At 51.0% G+C, this 18,765-nt stretch carries 19 protein-coding genes; 16 read left to right on the plus strand and 3 right to left on the minus strand.

The window, feature by feature from the left end:
* Positions 1–28: 28 nt before the first annotated feature.
* From OCU74_RS05445 to OCU74_RS05455, 3 genes are read right to left on the minus strand one after another with little or no spacing between them, the layout of a single operon-like run.
* Positions 29–697 carry an acyl-CoA dehydrogenase family protein gene (locus tag OCU74_RS05445; protein ID WP_087480612.1) on the minus strand — a complete coding sequence of 223 codons (669 nt, stop codon included), beginning with the start codon at positions 695–697 and terminating at the stop codon, positions 29–31.
* A gap of 1 nt (position 698) precedes the next feature.
* On the minus strand, positions 699–953 hold the full coding sequence (locus OCU74_RS05450; protein ID WP_087480613.1) for an acyl carrier protein: 255 nt from the start codon (positions 951–953) through the stop codon (positions 699–701).
* A 31-nt stretch (positions 954–984) separates the two neighbouring features.
* Entirely contained in the window at positions 985–1,890 is a 906-nt protein-coding gene (locus tag OCU74_RS05455) for a 3-oxoacyl-[acyl-carrier-protein] synthase III C-terminal domain-containing protein (protein WP_159457405.1), read from the minus strand.
* Positions 1,891–2,203: 313 nt separating this feature from the next.
* On the opposite strand from OCU74_RS05455, the gene OCU74_RS05460 reads away from it, so the two are divergent.
* The 16 genes from OCU74_RS05460 (at position 2,204) to OCU74_RS05535 (ending at position 18,751) form a co-directional block, all read left to right on the plus strand.
* Positions 2,204–2,497: a hypothetical protein gene (locus OCU74_RS05460; RefSeq protein ID WP_087480615.1), complete on the plus strand. Its 294-nt coding sequence runs from the start codon at positions 2,204–2,206 to the stop codon at positions 2,495–2,497.
* Entirely contained in the window at positions 2,490–3,791 is a 1,302-nt protein-coding gene (locus OCU74_RS05465; protein ID WP_087480616.1) for a type III PLP-dependent enzyme, read from the plus strand. The genes OCU74_RS05460 and OCU74_RS05465 overlap by 8 nt, the downstream gene beginning before the upstream one ends.
* A gap of 23 nt (positions 3,792–3,814) precedes the next feature.
* Positions 3,815–4,699, plus strand: coding sequence for a beta-ketoacyl-[acyl-carrier-protein] synthase family protein (locus OCU74_RS05470; RefSeq protein ID WP_143693161.1), 885 nt, complete (start codon positions 3,815–3,817; stop codon positions 4,697–4,699).
* A complete protein-coding gene (locus OCU74_RS05475; RefSeq protein ID WP_087480618.1) occupies positions 4,696–5,652 on the plus strand; it encodes a 3-oxoacyl-[acyl-carrier-protein] synthase III C-terminal domain-containing protein in 957 nt (318 codons plus the stop codon). The genes OCU74_RS05470 and OCU74_RS05475 overlap by 4 nt, the downstream gene beginning before the upstream one ends.
* 11 nt (positions 5,653–5,663) lie before the next feature.
* A complete protein-coding gene (locus OCU74_RS05480; protein WP_200807696.1) occupies positions 5,664–7,226 on the plus strand; it encodes a class I adenylate-forming enzyme family protein in 1,563 nt (520 codons plus the stop codon).
* A gap of 25 nt (positions 7,227–7,251) precedes the next feature.
* Positions 7,252–7,512 carry a phosphopantetheine-binding protein gene (locus OCU74_RS05485; protein WP_059121200.1) on the plus strand — a complete coding sequence of 87 codons (261 nt, stop codon included), beginning with the start codon at positions 7,252–7,254 and terminating at the stop codon, positions 7,510–7,512.
* Positions 7,512–9,062 carry an AMP-binding protein gene (locus OCU74_RS05490; RefSeq protein WP_087480619.1) on the plus strand — a complete coding sequence of 517 codons (1,551 nt, stop codon included), beginning with the start codon at positions 7,512–7,514 and terminating at the stop codon, positions 9,060–9,062. Before OCU74_RS05485 ends, OCU74_RS05490 begins: the two co-directional genes overlap by 1 nt.
* The gene (locus OCU74_RS05495) at positions 9,031–10,545 is read left to right on the plus strand and encodes an AMP-binding protein (RefSeq protein WP_087480620.1); all 1,515 of its coding nucleotides are present in this window, start codon (positions 9,031–9,033) and stop codon (positions 10,543–10,545) included. The genes OCU74_RS05490 and OCU74_RS05495 overlap by 32 nt, the downstream gene beginning before the upstream one ends.
* A 31-nt stretch (positions 10,546–10,576) precedes the next feature.
* On the plus strand, positions 10,577–11,734 hold the full coding sequence (locus OCU74_RS05500) for an acyl-CoA dehydrogenase family protein (RefSeq protein WP_087480621.1): 1,158 nt from the start codon (positions 10,577–10,579) through the stop codon (positions 11,732–11,734).
* Positions 11,734–12,429, plus strand: a complete 696-nt coding sequence (locus tag OCU74_RS05505; protein ID WP_087480622.1) for a hypothetical protein — start codon at positions 11,734–11,736, stop codon at positions 12,427–12,429. Before OCU74_RS05500 ends, OCU74_RS05505 begins: the two co-directional genes overlap by 1 nt.
* The gene (locus OCU74_RS05510) at positions 12,422–13,321 is read left to right on the plus strand and encodes an alpha/beta fold hydrolase (protein WP_087480623.1); all 900 of its coding nucleotides are present in this window, start codon (positions 12,422–12,424) and stop codon (positions 13,319–13,321) included. Before OCU74_RS05505 ends, OCU74_RS05510 begins: the two co-directional genes overlap by 8 nt.
* Positions 13,305–14,246 carry a 3-oxoacyl-[acyl-carrier-protein] synthase III C-terminal domain-containing protein gene (locus tag OCU74_RS05515; protein ID WP_159457406.1) on the plus strand — a complete coding sequence of 314 codons (942 nt, stop codon included), beginning with the start codon at positions 13,305–13,307 and terminating at the stop codon, positions 14,244–14,246. The genes OCU74_RS05510 and OCU74_RS05515 overlap by 17 nt, the downstream gene beginning before the upstream one ends.
* A 122-nt stretch (positions 14,247–14,368) precedes the next feature.
* Complete coding sequence (locus tag OCU74_RS05520) at positions 14,369–15,484, plus strand: acyl-CoA dehydrogenase family protein (RefSeq protein WP_159457407.1); 1,116 nt, start codon at positions 14,369–14,371, stop codon at positions 15,482–15,484.
* Positions 15,484–16,407, plus strand: a complete 924-nt coding sequence (locus OCU74_RS05525; protein ID WP_087480626.1) for a hypothetical protein — start codon at positions 15,484–15,486, stop codon at positions 16,405–16,407. The genes OCU74_RS05520 and OCU74_RS05525 overlap by 1 nt, the downstream gene beginning before the upstream one ends.
* A complete protein-coding gene (locus OCU74_RS05530; RefSeq protein WP_087480627.1) occupies positions 16,398–17,369 on the plus strand; it encodes a beta-ketoacyl-[acyl-carrier-protein] synthase family protein in 972 nt (323 codons plus the stop codon). Before OCU74_RS05525 ends, OCU74_RS05530 begins: the two co-directional genes overlap by 10 nt.
* Positions 17,366–18,751 carry a cytochrome P450 gene (locus tag OCU74_RS05535; protein ID WP_087480628.1) on the plus strand — a complete coding sequence of 462 codons (1,386 nt, stop codon included), beginning with the start codon at positions 17,366–17,368 and terminating at the stop codon, positions 18,749–18,751. The genes OCU74_RS05530 and OCU74_RS05535 overlap by 4 nt, the downstream gene beginning before the upstream one ends.
* Positions 18,752–18,765: the final 14 nt, after the last annotated feature.

Below are 18,765 nucleotides of genomic sequence, written 5' to 3' on the forward strand. Positions count from 1 at the left end.
TGCTGTCATGAACAATGGCCGTCTGTCCTCAGACGGCGCTATGTGCCTGCTGCTGTTCCCGTGGACTGCTTGTACCGAATAGTGAGTAAAGCAGCATGGAAAAGTGGCTGATGGTATGACTGTTTCCCAGCAGGAAGCCATGTCCGCCCATCAGCTTCTCAGCATGGTTGGATAATTGGGTAATCTGCAGGTGTTCTTCATCCGGGGTGCTCAGATCACCACTGTCCAGACGATAGTGCAGCTGTTGTTTCAGCAGCGACACATCGCCGTAAATGTCTGAAAAACTGGCTTTAATCAATTGATGACGGGTCGTTTTCTGACCAAAACTTTTCCGGTTTTTGAGGTGCTCGAACGACAGATCCAGAATCCGGGCGACCAGCCCCAGACGCAGTGCACAAACCACTAAAGATGTCGCTTCTGTACTCTGACTCTGATCGTCAACCGTGGCGGTTTCCAGTTCCAGATGCCGGAGAACCCGGTCCTGAGGCAGGTGTGTACAGTGAGATGGCGCAATGGTTTCTCCCTGAACATTAACCAGCTCGGGTGACGTTCCCGCAGGAAACATCGTCAGGCTCTGGCTGACCAGACAGGCATGTTTGCCTGTCATCCAGAAACCCAGTTGTGGTAGCAGTTCCCGGAGGTCGGTTTTCCGGCCACCGGCATAAGCTTGATCGAGTATTTCTGCTGTGATGTTCATATCAGGCTTCCGCAACTGTAACCTGGGATTCGATAAACTCGATTAAAGAACCGACGTTGTTGAATGAAGACTGGCTGATCAGATCCGGATCGAACAGCAGACCGTCAATACTTTCTTCCAGCGTCAGCAGAAACTGAACAAACAGAACGGAATCCAGATCTAAGTCCTCATCGAAATTGGTCTCCAGATCGATGGTGACTGTTTCTCCGTCCAGAACCTGTGACAGTGCTTCGTTGATTTTATCCATGATATTCATTGAGTGAGTTCCTTTATTGGTATGGGTTGAGTTAATGACGGACAATACCGAGCGAGGAATAGGTCACGCCCATTCCGGCGGCAAACAGTAATGCCCGTTTGAAATTGTGCTGTGTCTCTGCCGTGAGCAGGTTATAGAAAACGTCAGAACAGTAGGTATGTCCGGTCTGACGGATATTGGTGGTATACAGTTTTTCCGCCCAGCCCAACTCTTTCGATACCCGGTTCAGTAACGGCAGATTCAGGTTGTAGGGCAGAATGATCTCCGGTTCGGAAAGCGTTTCTGTCCGGAGAAAATCGAGCATGCCGGTATAAAAATCACCCATCATGGCGCGTTTTTCGGCAGCGCTCATGTTTTCCGGGTTTTTATAGAACCGGCTGAGATGTTTCACTCTGGAAGCCGATATTTCCCACTGTCCATCCTGCGGGGACAGCAGGCAGGCGGCGGACATTTCTCCCAGTACGCCGACAGTCATCTTATTCAGATCCGGGGCAAAACTTTTTTCACCGCTCAGGACAATCGCCGGGGCTGTTTCTCCGTTCTGATACATCCGGTTGATCAGGTGAACAGCACTGAGACCGGACGCACAATGGTTCAGACTAAGTGTGACCGATTTCCAGTGGCGGAGACCGCATGCCTCTGTCAGCTTTTGTAACCAGTGATCGTCAAAGCAGGTATTGTGTGTCTGGGTTTTGGTATAAAACAGATAGCCGGTCTGCTGACGCAGGGCCGGATGCTGACTGACCAGCGCCGACAGGGTTTCTTTCAGCATCGCTTCATGGGGCAGCCGGTTCATGGCAATCTGTTCCAGTTGATAGATGCGCTGATAAACTTTGGCTTCCTTTTCGGAAATATCGTGACTCAGTCCCAGTTCATCCAATGGGATAAAAGAAGTACTGTCTGACTTGCTACATTGAATATCTACGATATAAGTCATTGCATTTTCCATGATCACTGAGTCGGCCGATATCTGTACTAAATTACAAAATATCGTGCGGTTAAATATATTAAAAAAGATATCAGCAGAGATTGTTAAATAAGCTGTTTCATCTGGTGATGATATTGCTTTTCTATCTACAGAATAATTATTAGCGATTCGATTAGCATTTTTTTGACTGAAATTGCTGGTATTAAAAATGTCTTAAAATTGTAAAAATATTTTTATTGATAAGTACAATTTCAGTCAAAAAAATGAAATTGAGAAAGGTAACATTAGCATCATTCAACGGATCCTCAGGGAATAGAGTTTTATGTCTCTCAGTAAAGATAATGTAGAACAGATATTGTTATCTGAATTAAAAAGTCTCGGATTAGATGACGGTAAAATAAAGCAGATTACCAGTGGTAGCGATATATATAGTGATTCCGGATTATTAGATTCGGCTTGTCTGGTTTCTCTGATTGCCGGGTTGTGCGAAAGAATAGAAGACGAGGCAGCACAAGAGTTCGACTTATTTTCATGTATGGATGGCAATTTCCTTTCCCATTTTAAAAATATGAATACACTGACGGATTATTTAGTCGGGAGTTTAAATTATGCATAGTTTTAAATTTCAGAATGAATATATTAATTCATCTCATGTAGATCAGGTTGAAATAGAAAAAATTGCTGCAACGGTAAAAACACCTTTTTATGTTTACAGTGCAAATCAGTTAAAAAATCACCTGACAACATTAAAAAATACCTTACCAGATGCGCTGAATTACTTTTATTCTCTGAAAGCGAATCCGAATCTTTCTTTAGTCGGTATCATTCATCAGCAGGGAATTGGCTGTGAAGTCTGTTCGCTGGCAGAACTGGAAACCGCACTGGCAGCGGGTGCTTCTCCGGCAGAGATTATTTTTGTTGGACCGGGCAAGTCGGCACATGAATTAAGCCGCTGTGTTGCGCTGGGAATTAAAGCCGTTGTGGTTGAATCATTATCCGAACTGGCCCTGCTGAATCAGCTGGCAGAATACGCCGGCGTCGTTCAGCCGTTTGCTTTCCGGATCAATCCTAACTTTACCTCTGAAAAAGCGCGTCTGGTGATGAGCGGTAAACCGCGTCAGTTTGGGATTGATGAACATACCGTGCTGGAAACCCTGAACCATCTGGATCAGTATCCACATGTCGCGCTGGAAGGGATTCATATTTATCTGGGCACCCGGATTCTGGATGCGGAAGCAGTGGTGGTTAATACGCGCAATATTCTCTGTCTGGCGGAAAAAATTCAGCGCGATTACGGCATCACTCTGAACTTCGTTGATATCGGCGGCGGACTGGGTGTGCCTTATTATCCGAAAGAGACTGAACTCGATCTGGACGTTGTTGCCGCCAGGATGGAACCGGTGATTCGTGAATTCCGCTATAGCTTCCCGCAAACGAAATTAATTATGGAGCTGGGACGCTTTATTGCCGGACGTTCCGGTATGTTCGTTACCCGGGTGCGTTATCTGAAAGAATCGAAAGGCAAAATGTTTGCTGTGTGTGACGGTGGCTCAAACTGTCATGGTGCTGCTGCGGGACTTGGTTCGGTGATTCGCAAAAACTTTCCGATTGCCCGGCTAGGTACCGTACGTGATGCAGATGATGTACAGCCTTACATGTTAACCGGACCGCTCTGCACCCCGACTGATCTGATCGGCGATGATGTGCAACTGCCCCGACTGGATGAAGGTGACCTGATTGGCATCTTTCATTCAGGTGCTTACGGGCCAACGGCTTCTCCGGTGTACTTCCTGAGTTTCGGTTATCCCACAGAAGTACTAGTAGATGGTGATCAGGTTACGGTGATCCGTCATGCCGATGGTGTTGAACATATGCTGGCACAACAGCAGCCACAGCATATTGCCGTGTGATGACACTGCCGGAAGCCAAACCCATGACGCTATCACTTCATCCTGCAACACTCACTTGTATGCCGTTTGCCGGAACAGCGACGCCACAGCCGCCGACGATTGTCAGCGAAGCGCGGGTGAATCACTATTTGCAGGCATTCTGTCAGGCGAACGGGAAGCCATTTGTACCGGAGGACAGCCGTGTCCGGGAGTGGCTGGCGGGTGAAAATCAGGTCTCGTTTACAACCATGGCTGAGGTGCTGGTAACACAGCTTGGCAGTAAGACCGATCTGAGCGATCTTGATATGGTGATTCTGGCGCACTGGACACCGGATGCCGAGCTGGGACAGGCAGTTACCAATTATGTTCTGCACCGTCTGGCGCTGGAAGATACCTTTGCGTTTGCCCTCAGTGATGCGGGACTGGTATCACCTTTTATGGCTCTCGATTGTATTGATCGTTATCTGCCTGCGCAGCAGGGCAAAGCGCTGCTGCTGGTGATGGATCAGAACAGTCTCATGTCTCATTCGCCAGCGGTTGATCAGCACTCGGTAGCCAATGCGGCTTCCGGCATGATTGTCGAACGTCACGGTTCAGGGTTACAGATTCAGACCCGGACTTATGACTGCACCGGAGCAGAGGCAGAAAGCACTCTGTTACAGCAGTTGTCTGAACAATTCGGACTCACGCCTGAATCGACGACGGTGATCTGTGAACCGGAGATTGCGGCACGGCTGAGCCCACAGTTACACATTCGTTGCACCCGGCCGGATTTGCTCTGTACGGCACCGTTCTGGGAAATGCAGCAGGCCATCGCTGCCGGTAAAGATTCCACACAATTATCTGTTTTTACACAACATTTTGTTCTGTTGAGCCAACATCAGGGAAAAGGGTATGCCCTGACTGCAATTTCGGATCACACATTATGAAAATCATTGATGTCGCAACGCATATCAATCCGTCACTGACGTCGCTGGATAAACTGCACCAGCTTTATCAGTGGGGAGATAGAAATCAGAAAATCTTCAGCCGATTTCACAGACTGGAGTCAGCCTGTATTTTTCCTCATCAGTCACTGGCTGAAACTTTGACGTCCTGTCTGGAACGCTTGTTGGCACAACATCCGGATAAGCTGGATGCAATTACGCATGTCGCGTATGCCCATTCGCTGCATACCACGTATCCTTTTGATATCCGCCTGCTGGAATCGATTGTCCGGCAGCAGTTATCCGCCCGTGTGGAAGTGATGTCTCTGACGCAGGGTTCATGTGCTTCTTCATTTATGGGACTGGCTCTGCTGGATAAAGTCTGCCGCGTCAGCCCGGACGGAGAATCACAGCAGCCGACTTATGCGATTTTGCTGACCGGCGATAAATGCTTTCATGAAACTATTCAGTATGTCGATCAGAATGGTTTGTTCGGGGAAGGATGTACGGCGGTGCTGGTCTCATCTCATCCTGACACCACCGGCCTGAAGATTCAGGGACTGAGCTGGTCGATGATTGGCGGCATCAGTCACCGGACCGTGGATACCAGCCGGGAAGATGAAAACCGTTATGACCGCTCTTTTATCCCGACCATGATGGATGCGATCGATAAAGCGCTGGTGCAGGCCGGAATTTCTGCCGGGGAGATTCACTCCCTTTTACCTTATCACATGAGTCCGCCGACCTTTGACCGGCTGGCGGATCGTCTGGGCATCGAACGCAGCCAGATTTACCGTAAGAACCTGTATCGGGTCGGTCACTGTTTTTGCGGCGATGCCTTTATTAATTTGCATGACTTCTGGAAAGAGGACAATCAGCAAGTTTCACCAGGTCCCATGCTGGCTGTTGCGGCTGGTGTGGCAGGGACGTTCAGCGCAATGGTGCTGACAGCATAGGAATTCAGTTCATGGACATTAACAGACAGATTTTAAGCGAATATCTTGATTTCAGCGCGTATCACACACCGGAAAAAATTGCGCTGATCGATGCCGACCAGCAGATGACTTACAGTCAGTTACGGCATCACGCCCTGCAACTGGCCCGCTATATGTCCCGACAGGGTGTCGGGCGCGGTGATCGGGTGATGCTGTATATGGCAAACTCGCTCTCCTTCATTCAGTGCTTCTGGGCGATTCAGTATCTGGGCGGTGTTTTCATCCCGGTCAACCCGGATACCAAGTATGAAAAACTGGCCTGGCTGATCGATGACAGCGAATCGGCACTGGTGGTGGTTGATGAAGCTCTGATGGATGAATTCGGTAAAGCCCGCGGACTGATGAAAAGCCAGCCGGAGCTGCTGGTCAATGGCCTGTTCAGTGATGGCGTTACTCTGCTGGAGCAGGCGCTGGCCGGTGAATATTCTCAGATTAATCTGGTTGCCCCGATTTCTCAGGATTTAGCGGCAATTATTTATACATCCGGTTCAACCGGTACGCCGAAAGGCGTCATGCTCACTCAGAAAAACATGGTGGCGGCTTCTAAGTCTGTTTCGACTTATCTGCGGCTGGAATCATCGGATCGTATTTTCTGTGCGCTGCCACTGAGCTTTGATTATGGCTTACATCAGGTCACGATGTCGGCACTGCATGGTGCAACCCTGATTATTGAAGCCTCTTTCAGTCAGCCGCTGTTTGTGATGCATCGTCTGGTGAAACAGCAGGCGACGGTTTTCCCGATTGTGCCGACCATGCTCAGCCTGATCGAACCGCTGGCAAAACGCTTCGATCTCTCGTGTGTCCGGACGGTCACCAACACTGCGGCGGCATTACATCCGGATGCGATCGATAAGGTTCAGAACATATTTTCTGCCGCACGGCTTTATTCAATGTATGGCCTGACGGAATGTCACCGCTGCACCTATCTGGAACCGGAGATGCTGTCACAGCGCAAAGAGAGTGTCGGCAAGGCTATTCCCAATACTGAGATGTGGCTGGTGGATGATGAAGGCCGGGAACACCGCAGCAATGCGACCGGAGAACTGGTGATCCGCGGCGATACCGTGATGCCCGGTTACTGGCGTAATCCGGAGAAAACCGCGGAGAAACTGAAACCGGGCCGTTATCCCGGTGAGATGGTGCTGTATACCGGAGATATCTGTCGTCTGGATGATGAAGGTTATCTCTATTTTGTCGGGCGGAAGGACGAGATTCTGAAAAGCTGTGGCGAAAAGGTGGCACCGAAAGAAGTGGAAACCGTGATTGCTGCACTGGCCGGTGTCGCGCAGGTGGCGGTGATCGGTGTGCCCCATGCGGTTTATGGCGATGAGATCGTTGCCTGGGTCGAACAGCAGACCGAACTCAGCCGGGAGCAGATTAAAGCGTGGTGTCACCAGCATCTGGAATCTTACATGGTGCCACACCGGATATTTATCCGGGATTCACTGCCGAAAAACGGCAACGGAAAAATTGACAGGCCATTGCTCGGCAAACTGAGCCAGCCGGTTGAAACGTCAGAAGAACTGTTTGCATAAAAATTATTTATATAAGGAAAATAAAATGGATAGTTACGTGAATCATGTGATAAATGCAATCGGCCTGGTCATGGAGATTGACGATTTATCGGAACTCCATGAGGCAACTCAGATTGAACGGGATCTGGGCTTTGACAGCGGATTATACATTGAACTGATTATGTATCTTGAAGAAGCTGTCGAAGGGCTGCATATCGATCCGGCTTCGCTGGATATCAAAGATTTCGAATCGGTCGGCAGCATTGCCCGTTATATCGAAAGGCTGTGTGTCGATAAGGTGGCCTGATGAATCCGCATAACGATCGCCTGCTTGCTGTTTTTTCTGCATTCCGTCGTTGTGAGGGAATGGCTTACCACCATGTCGGTGGTGACCTGAGTTACCGTCAGCTTTTTGATGCCGCCGTTTCGCTTGCCGGGCAACTGAATGCCGAGGGACGCGGTGCAGTGCTGATTTACGGACATAAGAACTGCCGGTATCTGATCGCTTACTGGGCGTGTATTCTGGCCGGGAGAACATTCGTTCCGATCGAACCGGAGAACAGCACGGAACGGTTACGTCAGATCATTGTCAGTGCGCAGGCGACGCTGATTCTCGATGCTCATGATTTCGATGCTGATGAAAGCCGACTGGATACACTCGGTATTTCCTGTCAGGTTGTTGATGCAGAATCGGCCTTTTCTGCTGAAGAAAGTGAGTCACAGTTTACTGATTTGCTCCGGGTCCGGAATGTCAGTCAGGCGACGGACGCGATGTATATTATGTTTTCATCCGGCACGACCGGTCAGCCGAAAGGGATTGCTGTCAGCTATGCCAATGTGGCGGATCTGGTCATGTGGCTGGAACGTGCTTTCCCGGTTGACGGCAGTGTCAGCGGCAATATCCGTTACTGTTTTGATGTCTCGCTGTATGAACTCTGGCTGGCCTGGATCAACCTCAAACCGATCTCGGCACTGGATCATCAGGAGTTTATCAACACCCGTAAATACATAGCCAGACACCGGGATTACGGTGTGACAACCTGGGTTTCAACGCCGACGATTACCCGTTATTACCTGAAAGACCGCCAGTTCTGCGCCAGTCAGCTCCCTCATCTTTCTCACTTTATTTTTTGCGGAGAAGTCTTGTCCAAAGAGATGGTCGCTCAGTTATGGGAACGCTTTCCCGGCTGTCGTGTGACCAATACTTATGGTCCGACGGAGTGTACGGTGGCGGTTACGGCGACAGACATTCTGCCGGTACATCTCCATAGCAGGCAGCCATTACCACTGGGGCGGGTTCGTCCCGGCAGTGAAGTGCGGATTGACCGAATTTTGGAACATGGCCGTGGAGAAATTATTATCCGGGGCGATTGTGTCGGTCCGGGTTATCTCTGCGCACCGGCTGAGCAGCAGGCTCGCTTTTCCGTTGACCCGGTTGATAAAGTCCGGGAATACCGGACAGGAGATATCGGTTCTCTCGACGGCGATATGCTCTATTTCTGGGGACGGGGCGACCGGGAACTCAAAATTCAGGGCTACCGAATCGATCTGAACGAAGTCGAAGCCTACCTGCGCCAGTTGGAAGAAGTTAAAGAAGTCTTCGTCGAACCCTGGTTCCGGAAAGAAGATTTACAGGGGATGCGGGCTTTTGTACTGCCGGAGCGGGAGCTCGATTTTCAGCAACTTGCAGCAGCAATGGCCGACAGTTTTCCATCCTACATGGTACCCAGATTCTGGTATGCCATTGAAGAAGATGTATTAAACCTGAACAGTAAGCTGGATCGCCGGGCGGTCAGCGATAAAGCACTCCAAAAAGGGAATTGTTATGTTTTCAAATATGATGCAGGCAATCATTGACAGAATCCATGCACAACCGGAGCAGGTTGCGCTGGTGAACCGTCAGGGTCGGGTTGATTTCCGGACGCTGGGCGCAAGAACGCAGGCGATTGCCGATGAAATTCAGCAGCGCCAGCCGAACCGGGTACTGATCTACGGGCATAAAGAACTGGATACGTTTGCCAGTATGCTGGCCTGCACTCTGTGTGGCATTTCTTTCACGGTGGTGGATGCGGCGAATCCGACGTCCCGGCTGTTACAGGTCGCCGCGATGCATGAGGCTGATCTGCTGATCCTTGGCGCTGAATCTTATCTGGACCAGACGCTGAGTGGTGAAGCCCACTTCATTGCGGCCCACCAGCCTTCGGTCGCCTTTCGTTTTCAGCAATGGCAGCGCGGAGAAAATCCAATTTTTTATGTGCTCTCGACATCGGGAAGTACTGGTGTTCCGAAAGGTGTGATGATTGGTTATGACGGCTTCGGTCACTTCTATCAGTGGTACAGAGAGAGTCTGACCCTCAACCATTCCGGCGGTGCTCACGTCAATCACGCCTGTCTGGCGTTTGATATGGGCATTCTTGACTGCTTTCCTTCGCTTGCGGTTGGCAAAGCTGTCGTAATGTTACCGCATGAATATAACGCTTTGCCCCGTCAGAATATCCGCCTGATGACCCAGGAAGCGGATGTTGAAGTGTCGAGCTGGTTCTCCACGCCGAGTTTTCTGGAAATGATGTGTCTGGACCCGAAATTCAATGCGCAGTCCCTGCCGGGAATGCGGGTGTTCTTTGTCGGCGGAGAGTTTGTCCCGCATCAGTTGATTGCCAAAATCGAGGCGCGCTTTCCTCAGGCGCAGGTGCTGCATGCCTATGGTCCGACGGAAACCACCTGCGTGACGCATGCCTGTCCGGTGACTGCCGATGATATGCGCTATTCGCAGCGGTTGTCGCTGGGACAGCCATTGGGTGTGAATCGTATCCGTATCGAAGATGACGACGGACAGGAACTGCCGGTCGGTGAAATCGGGGAAGTGGTGATTTACGGCGGACAGGTTGCGCATGGATATCTGCCGGTTTCTCATCCGCAGAATGTCGCATTCGGCAGCCGGGATGGCGAACGTTTTTACCGTTCGGGAGATTTCGGCTATGTGGATGAATCCGGTAATCTGTTTCTGAAAGGACGCAAAGACGGGCAGATCAAATGGAATGGCAATCGTATCGAACTGGTTGAAATTGAAAACGTTGCAGCCCGTTGCGATCAGGTCCGTCAGTCGGCTGTGATTCCGATTTATGTTCAGGACAAACTGACCCAACTGGTGATGTATGTCCAGCTTGAACAGGATACTGATAGTTATCGTCAGACATTCGAGCAGTTTATGCACCAGCACCTTCCCCGTTACATGGTGCCTTCATCGGTCCATTTTGTGACTGCTTTACCGATGAGCCTGCACGGCAAGATCGACCGGGTGAAACTACAACATCAATGGCATGAGCAGCAAGTCAGTTAGTGAGCCACAGCACAAGGCAGAGGAAAGAAAAATGACATTCAACCACAGATTATCCGCCGAAGGGCAGGCCATCCGGGACTATGTGACAGCGACACTGGAAGAAGGACGGGCGCTTGGCCGGCTGATCGATGAAAATCCTGAAAATTACCGGGCTACGGCTCACTATTCGCTGGCTCATCAGATGAACCGGCTCGGATTGCCGGAGGCTTATAACCCGACGCCGATCGAATTAGCCAACGGACAGGTTCTGCATGAACTGACGGTAGTGCAGCGCTGTCTGTTTTATGAAGCGCTGGGATATGTAGAACCAAACCTGATTTTTGCCTGCCCGACACCGGGCATGGCCGGATTCGTATTGCAGGGATTGGGGAATCCGGAGCAACAGGAATGTTTCTTTGGTCTGTTCCGCGATCAACTGAGCTGGAGCTGTTTTGCCATGAGTGAACCGACCGTCGGTTCCGATGCCGGAAATATCAAAACGCAGGCCACAAAAGTGGATGGTGGCTATCTGATCAACGGTGAAAAATATTTCATCGGCAATGGTATTCACGCGGATATCGGGGTTGTTTTTGCCCGGACCAATCAGAATTCACTCGGCACCGATGTCTTTCTGTTCGAGCCCGCAAAAGTTGAGGGTTTTCGCCGGGAGCGGCTGCCGGTACACGGTGTGCCGGGATGTAATGTCTCTCATCTGGTCTTTGAAGATATGTTTGTTGGTGATGATGCACTGTTAGGTGCTCATCTGAAACCGACTCAGCGCTTTTCCGGCGCGGCGATTGCGACATTTGACAGTCTGCGTCCCTGTGTTGGCGGTCTGGCGTTGGGCAGTGCCAGAGCGATGCTGGATTATGTGGTTCAGCACGATCGGATGGATGCTGCATACCATCAGACATGGCTGAAATCGGCACACTTCCGGCTTGCCGGAGCATTACAGAATCTGCTGACGATTTCAGCCCGTTATGACCGGGGAGAAACCGTCACGAAGCAGATCGGGCTGGCGAAAGCCAAAGCGGCAGAAGTTGCTGAGTCTGTGGTTGAAGAAGCACTGCATCGCTGTTATGGCGGCGTGTTAGTGCAGGATCAGACACTGGCGAAGCTGCACCGGGATATTAAATGTTTCGAATATGCAGAAGGCACCCGCAATGTACATCTGCTCAATGGGGCGATGTTATTCAGGGAGGTTGCCTGATGAGCGGGCAGAATGACAGTACAGCTGCTTTATGGCTGAACGATTTAGCTGTATTCCGTCCGGCATCTCCGGCGGTCCGGCTGACTGATGAAGAGCAGAATGGTCTGACTCCGTGGCTGGCCGTTCATCCGGAGGTGGACAGACAGCAGTTGATCCGCTGTGCATCCGATGCCCTTTACCGGCAGGTTGCGGCGTTCTGTCAGCCCCAGACAGAAGCACGTCAGGCGGCATTACTAATGATTCACCGTTATGCACAACTGGACAGCAAAACCCCGCAACTGCAAAAACGGCTGGCAGAAAATCATACGATTTCCCGCGCTTTAGGCATGAAACACTGTGGTGAGGAACTGACACCAGCTCATCTGCAACTGGCCGGGGCAATGCTGGCAGAGAGTGACGATTGTCTGGTGGTTTTTGATGGCTTCCGGGAGTTTAGTGTCGCGGGAAGTGACGCGGAGTCACCGATGATCCTCTGTGCCCGCTTCAGCCGGACGGCAGAGCAACACGCAGGACAGCGCTTTGTTCCGGTTGCATTGGGTGATATTGCCCGCCCGGACTTTTCCATCTGGCAGCAGGTGGTCGCGTTTATATGTCAGCCTCAGCCGTCGGTGCTTCCCGCGAAGGAAATGCCGGAAAGAGGCACTTTCCTGCGGCGTGGCAGGGCAGAGGTGACTGGGGAGAATCTCAGTGTATAGCGTCGGTGAATCCCACAGCAGAAACCTCTATTCCCATCTGTGGTGTGACTTGTTTGATGATTTTGAACAGCCGCGTTGCCTGCCGATGCGCAAAGAGGCGGAGATGTGGATGGCACAGGCTGAACAGCTGACGCTGGAGACTGCTTTCGGGCAGGTTCCGCTTTATCGGCAGGGAAATGTAACCGCACCGGTGGTTTTAATGATTCATGGCTGGGGCGGATACGGCGCGATGTTTTCGGAACTGGCGCAGCAACTCAATGCCAGTGGTTTCTGTGTTCTGATCCCGGATCTGCCGGGCCACGGGCACAGCGAATGTACTCAAAGCGGTTATGCACAGCAGCTTGAAGTGCTCAACCTGATTATCGAAACCTTCGGACCGGTGACACATCTTATCGGGCACTCTGTCGGTGGATTGCTGGCGGCGATGTTCCTTGAAAAACAGCAGGCTTATACATTCAGCACTCTGGTGCTGCTGGCTGCGCCCCGGAGCCTTGAATCACTGTTCCGGGCTTATCTTCTGTCGCTGGGAAAGGTTTCTCAGGGATATAAGTCACTGGAAAAAGTGCCACAGGAAAAAGGTGCAGGAGATTCCCGTCAGCTGGCCATCCGTTATCAGATGCTGACCGGTTTACCGGAAGCGTGCCTGACGGAAGCGATTTACGCGCAGGATGTTGACCTGCTGATTTGTCATGGGCTGAACGACCAGCGTTTTGAACCGGCAGAATCTATGTCGATTCATGCGGTGGTGCAGGCAGAACAGCTTTTTTTCAGCCGTGACACCGGGCATCTCGGGATGCTGAACTGCCCCGAACTTCATCTGACCGTCAGCAACTTTCTTCTTCGTTATTCAGATACGGGTCATGCAGGTAAATCAAATGATATGCAATATTAAAGACATAGAAATCAATTTTGCCGCCGGACAACAGACGCTGCATGAAGCGGCGGAATCATTGGGACTCTCCGGTGTTGAAACCCGGATGTTTGACCGTTTTTACGGACTCAGATCATTCCCGCATCAGGACGAAGAGACGATTGCCGGGATGATTCGCCCGGCACTGGAACGTCTCTGTGAGCGTCATCCGGAGCTGAGCGGGCAGGTGAAACATGTGGTTCACTGTCATACGATTCCGACGGTGTTTCCTTTCGGGGATAACCAGGTTGCCAGACAGGTGACTGAGATTTTCGGGCCGCAGACCGAGTATGCCAGTTATACCATGAGCCACTGCGCAACCGGTCTGTCGGTGCTGGATTATGTCTCGGCGCAGCTGGACGACGATGAATACGCGATTGTGCTGATTGCCGAAAAGGCATTTCACCGCTGGGTTCAGCTGATTCCGGATACAACCATTATGGGTGAAGTGGCCTGTGCCGTATTGCTGAGCCGTAACGGTAATCAGTTCCGGATTACAGATAATGTTACCAGCCGGGATGGTTCTTTCAGTCTCAATAGCGGCTATCCGGAAGATGCGGAGCAGAATTCATTTCAGGATAAATATTTCACCTTTACCCAGAATCATATGGATTACACCTTGCAACACAGTGGCCTTTCATGGTGCGATATTAAATATCTGGTGCCACATAATGTGAATATTTCTTCCTGGAAACAAATTGCCAAAAATATGAATTTACCACCGGACTTATTATTCCTTGAAAATGTCAGTCAGTATGGTCACTGCTTTGGTGCTGATCCATTTATTAATCTGAAAACATTATTTGAATCCGGGCGTCTGGAACCGGGAGATAAAGTGATGCTGATGACGGTTGGGCTTGGAGCGACGGCATCATCTGCCATTGTGGAATGTGGTGAAAATATTTAATCCATCTGCTGAATTGCAATTCTAATCAATTTATTTATAGCTGATTCGATATGATCGAATTATCCATAAAGAATTATTACAACTTATTAAGTCAGGCAAATATTGGCCAATGGAGCACGACCATGTGTATTGAACAGGAACTTAAATTATCCGGGCTGGATAAACATTTAAGTAAGTTTGCGCAAGCAGGTTTATTGATTGAAACCGATCCTGATGCAGCGCGTCAATTACTGAATGATGACGTTTTGCTGGCAATTTCTCATATCGGATTACCTGATCAATATAATCCTTACCGGGAACGTCTGAATGAAATGGCATTTGACCCGGAAAATTTTATCCATTATCTGGCATTGGTTGAATATATTTCGAGATTTGACGCCAGCGGCATGATGGCAATGCCGGGAACATCATTGTCATGCCGGGCGGTGATGGCTCAGGGAAATGAAGCTCAGCAGGAATTCTTTTTCTCCCGGTATTTGCAGCAGCCGGTCTGGACATTTTTCGCTGTGACGGAGCCTGATTTTGGTTCGGATGCACAGGGAATCTCTGCCACGCTTACCCCGGAAGACGATTATTTTCTGCTCAATGGCGAGAAGATGTTCATTGGCGGAGCACAGCTTGCCAGTGTCGGTCTGGTCTTTGCCCGAATGGGCAACAGCCAGCGTCTGGTCATGGTTGAACCGGCTGCGCATCAGGAAACATTTACTGTCACACCGCTGGATGCCTATGGCCTTGCCGGAGCGGGTCTGTCGCGAATCGAAATGCGTAACCTGCCGGTTAGTGGAGAACATATTCTTGGCCTGCATGAGAGCGGTCTGCGTCAGGGGATTACGGCGATCGGTACGGTGTTTGAAAAGCACCGTCCGCTGGTGGCGGCGATGGCGCTGGGAACGGCAAGAGGATTGCTGACAGCGCTGGAACAGGCAAATGTGACTGGGCTGGCGCATGAGTGGCGTCAGTATCATGCCCTGTACCAGAAACTACTTCAGGTTGGGGAAGGTTATCAGCATGGCGATGCCAAAGTGCATCTGACCAGTCAGCTGAAATGTCAGGCGACCCGGTTTGCCGAGCAGGTTGCGCTTTTGCTGCCGCATCACCTGCCTGAACAGTGGCTGACCGATGCCGCGTTGCAGAAACGCTACCGGGATGCTTTCGCCTTCGAATATATGGAAGGCACAACCAATATCCACCGCCTGAACGCTTTTCGTTCCTACACGGCAAGTTTAGGGGCTGCGTGATGAAAACTGTTATCAATCAACAGCAGATCATCTGGGATACGTTCGGTAATCTGGAAACATTCAATCCGGAGTGGCTGGAACAACAGGATCACTGGGAAGATTTTATCGCGGCTTTTTTCAAATCAAACGGTCTGGCTTATGACAGCAATATGAGCCGGGTAGAAACCTGTATCCGGGCCGAAGATAAAGCGGCTTTTGCCAGTATGTTCGAACAGTTGCTGCCCCGTCTGCGTCAGAGCACGGATTTAAGTGATGTCGACACGGTGATTCTGGCGCACTGGACACCGGACCTGCATTTGGGTACCTCGGTGGTCAATTACGTGATTCATTCACTGGAACTGGGTGAACAGAGTTTCGGACTGGCGATCAGTGACCGTGGTTTATCCGCTCCGTTTATGGCACTGGACTGCGTCCATCGCTACGTTCAGGAAAGAGACAGCTCGGCGCTGTTGCTGATCGCCGATCAGAAACATTTGCTGTACCGTTCTGCGCTGATGGATGCACTGGCTCCGGAAAACAGTGCCTGTATCGTCAAGATTAACCGTTCCGGAAGCGGCTGGTCTTATGCCGGATACCGCAAGCACACCCATGTGACCGAACGGGATCTCGGCCAGTCAGTTCAGGAAATGATCACTCATTTTGGTCTCTCTCCGGAAGCGCGGATTATTGCTTCTCCGGCACTGCTGGCTCAGTTTTCTTCCGGACTGGAATTGTCTTCCGGACAGGTGCAGGAACACGGTGAAACACCGGGGAGCGCCGGTGAACAATATATTGCGATTGATGAAAAACTCTTGTGTGCCGCTCCGTTTGCGGCGCTTGAACAGTACGGCCAGCCGGAACAGGACTATCTGCTGGTCCGTTATGACGAAGGTATTCTGACCGGGGTTGGCTTTGCTCATCAGGAGGAAGACGTATGCGCATAGCTGCGATGTCTTCTTTTATTCCGGATTTGCGGATTGATGCCGGAGAGGTCGTTCAGGCTGCCGGAGGGCGGGCCATAGATGCCAGAGTTTTCCGGCAGTTGTTCGGGATGGACAGTGTGGCGGCACTCCCGGCGGATATGAGTATCCGTCAGGCGTTTCTCCGGCTGCTGTCGGACATGGCATTCTCAGTTGAACCACAGCCAGTTGACGAACCTGCGATTGATACGCTGGTTTATGTGCATGCTTTTCCGGTTCAGCATGCCGATGGCATCGACTTTCCCCGTGAACTGTGCCGGAGTCATCCGGTACTGAGTCAGGTTGAGCGGTGCTACGAAGTAAACCAACACAATTGTGGCAGTGGATTCTGGGGACTGTCGCTGGCTAAATCGTTGCTTGACTGTGGCGTGGCAAAACGAGTGATGCTGCTGATCGGCGATTCATTCTCGCAATTCCCGCTCGGTCAGCGCTATATCCCCGGTTGTACCATGATGGGCGATGCCTTTGTGGCACTGGTTGTCGATAATCTTCCCGGCGGATGTCAGATTGAACGGCTCCATTTACAGCATCATCCGGAATTTCATGGCGGACTGTTTGGTCATGAGCAGCAAAACCGCGACTTCTTTGCCGCGCATCATCATATGGTGATGGACGCACTACAGGCAGTGGCGTTTGATACGCATTCCCGGCAGGTGATTCTGCCGCATAACATCAACAAACTGAGCTGGATGAATTTTGCCAGAAGTTTTCCGGAAACCGGCGCTTGTCTGAATCTGGATCTGTTACCCGAAATCGGCCATTGCTGTGCCACCGATCCTTTTTTACTGCTTCAGCGTTATTTCGATAGTCAGGCATTGCCCGGTGAAGAGACTGAAGCGGAAGATATTGCGCTGCTTTCGATTGGATCCGGTGCTTATGTCGGCGCCTGCCATGTTCATTTTTCGGATCAGGGAGAAAGAGTATGACCATATCACCACAGCAGCTACCGACGGAACACGTCACGCTGAAAAGACTCCACAGTTTTGGCATTCTCAAAGTGATTGAGGATGGATTCAAACAGCATCAGGGCGCATTCCGGCTCATTTGTGAAGGGGAAAGCGAACTGGTCATTCTGGGCAAGGCCGGGCATGTGCAGTACTGGCTCGATCATTACGACAGCTTTGTCAAAGAAGTACACAAATTGCCTTCATCGTCGGCAGTCGGGCGGATCATTCTGGGTGACTCGCTGACGTTTGCCAAAGATGGTGAAGAGTGGAAAAACGGCCGGAAAATGACAGCACCGCTGGTTAGTCCGAAACTGGAACGTACTCATGCGGCCATGGCCGAAGCTGCCGACTGGATTACCGAACGTTTTCTGACTGCGGGCTCCGGGGCCGGTGGTATTGATGACATCTGGCCGGTCTGCGTTGAATGGGCTGCCCGCAATGTACTGGACCCGTTTATCGGCAGTGCAGTTTCGGTTGAAGAAGGGATGCGTTTTGTCACCTTAAATCACGAGATTTTCTTCCGGATGATTCAGATGGCGACAGCGGATAATCAGGAAGCACTGCGCAATGACCCGGAGTTGCTGGCTTATCAGGCTAAAATCCGTGAGCTGACCGAACGGGCGCTGGTCACGGCAGAACCCGACACCATGATTGCCGCGCTGGCGCAGACACTCGATGTGGAGCATCAGCCACAGAATATGGCTTCGCTGGTCAATATGCTGATGGGGAATCTGTTCGGCAGTATCGATAATCCGGCGACTAACCTCTGCTGGTGCCTGATTCATCTGGCCCGCAATCCGGAAGTGATCGAACGTATCCGTGAGGAAGCCGAGAAACTGGAAGATGTAGCGTGGTCGATTCAGCGCTGCCCGGTCACGATGGCGGTGGTGAAAGAGTCACTCCGGCTGACCCCGGTTTCGCCGATTATCGAACGGACCACCAGCGAAGACGTTGAGATTGACGGTTACCGGCTCGAAAAAGGGACCAATGTGATGTTCTCGCCCTGGCTGATTCACCGCAATGAGGAATACTGGGAAAATCCTGCTGATTTCAATATTGACCGCTTCCTGCAACTCAAACGGCTTGATCCGACTACTTATCTGCCGTTCGGACAGGGGAAACGAAATTGTGTCGGCATGACACTTTCCCTCAATCAGCTGGCATTTACCCTGCTGAAGCTGTGCTCAGAATGCCGCTTTACCCTTGATCCGCAAATGCAGATGTTAAATCTGCGTCCGAAATTTGATACCAATCTTCATCCGCGGGGTGTCGTCGCTTTTCAGGTCGCGGCGCATTCATCGGTTCTGCCGGTTTCTCTGGCATCGCGGCACAGTGAGCAACAGGCACATGTGCCGTCATAATGAGAATGTATTCA

This window comes from Vibrio mangrovi, from assembly GCF_024346955.1.
Lineage (GTDB): Bacteria > Pseudomonadota > Gammaproteobacteria > Enterobacterales > Vibrionaceae > Vibrio > Vibrio mangrovi.

Bases quoted from the DNA above. Each gene is read 5' to 3' on its own strand.
- OCU74_RS05450 (WP_087480613.1), bottom strand. From the start codon at position 953: ATGAATATCATGGATAAAATCAACGAAGCACTGTCACAGGTTCTGGAC.
- OCU74_RS05470 (WP_143693161.1), top strand. From the start codon at position 3,815: ATGACGCTATCACTTCATCCTGCAACACTCACTTGTATGCCGTTTGCC.
- OCU74_RS05505 (WP_087480622.1), top strand. From the start codon at position 11,734: ATGAGCGGGCAGAATGACAGTACAGCTGCTTTATGGCTGAACGATTTA.
- OCU74_RS05475 (WP_087480618.1), top strand. From the start codon at position 4,696: ATGAAAATCATTGATGTCGCAACGCATATCAATCCGTCACTGACGTCG.
- OCU74_RS05515 (WP_159457406.1), top strand. From the start codon at position 13,305: ATGATATGCAATATTAAAGACATAGAAATCAATTTTGCCGCCGGACAA.
- OCU74_RS05520 (WP_159457407.1), top strand. From the start codon at position 14,369: ATGTGTATTGAACAGGAACTTAAATTATCCGGGCTGGATAAACATTTA.
- OCU74_RS05530 (WP_087480627.1), top strand. From the start codon at position 16,398: ATGCGCATAGCTGCGATGTCTTCTTTTATTCCGGATTTGCGGATTGAT.
- OCU74_RS05535 (WP_087480628.1), top strand. From the start codon at position 17,366: ATGACCATATCACCACAGCAGCTACCGACGGAACACGTCACGCTGAAA.
- OCU74_RS05460 (WP_087480615.1), top strand. From the start codon at position 2,204: ATGTCTCTCAGTAAAGATAATGTAGAACAGATATTGTTATCTGAATTA.
- OCU74_RS05525 (WP_087480626.1), top strand. From the start codon at position 15,484: ATGAAAACTGTTATCAATCAACAGCAGATCATCTGGGATACGTTCGGT.
- OCU74_RS05495 (WP_087480620.1), top strand. From the start codon at position 9,031: ATGTTTTCAAATATGATGCAGGCAATCATTGACAGAATCCATGCACAA.
- OCU74_RS05480 (WP_200807696.1), top strand. From the start codon at position 5,664: ATGGACATTAACAGACAGATTTTAAGCGAATATCTTGATTTCAGCGCG.
- OCU74_RS05500 (WP_087480621.1), top strand. From the start codon at position 10,577: ATGACATTCAACCACAGATTATCCGCCGAAGGGCAGGCCATCCGGGAC.
- OCU74_RS05485 (WP_059121200.1), top strand. From the start codon at position 7,252: ATGGATAGTTACGTGAATCATGTGATAAATGCAATCGGCCTGGTCATG.
- OCU74_RS05455 (WP_159457405.1), bottom strand. From the start codon at position 1,890: ATGACTTATATCGTAGATATTCAATGTAGCAAGTCAGACAGTACTTCT.
- OCU74_RS05445 (WP_087480612.1), bottom strand. From the start codon at position 697: ATGAACATCACAGCAGAAATACTCGATCAAGCTTATGCCGGTGGCCGG.
- OCU74_RS05465 (WP_087480616.1), top strand. From the start codon at position 2,490: ATGCATAGTTTTAAATTTCAGAATGAATATATTAATTCATCTCATGTA.
- OCU74_RS05490 (WP_087480619.1), top strand. From the start codon at position 7,512: ATGAATCCGCATAACGATCGCCTGCTTGCTGTTTTTTCTGCATTCCGT.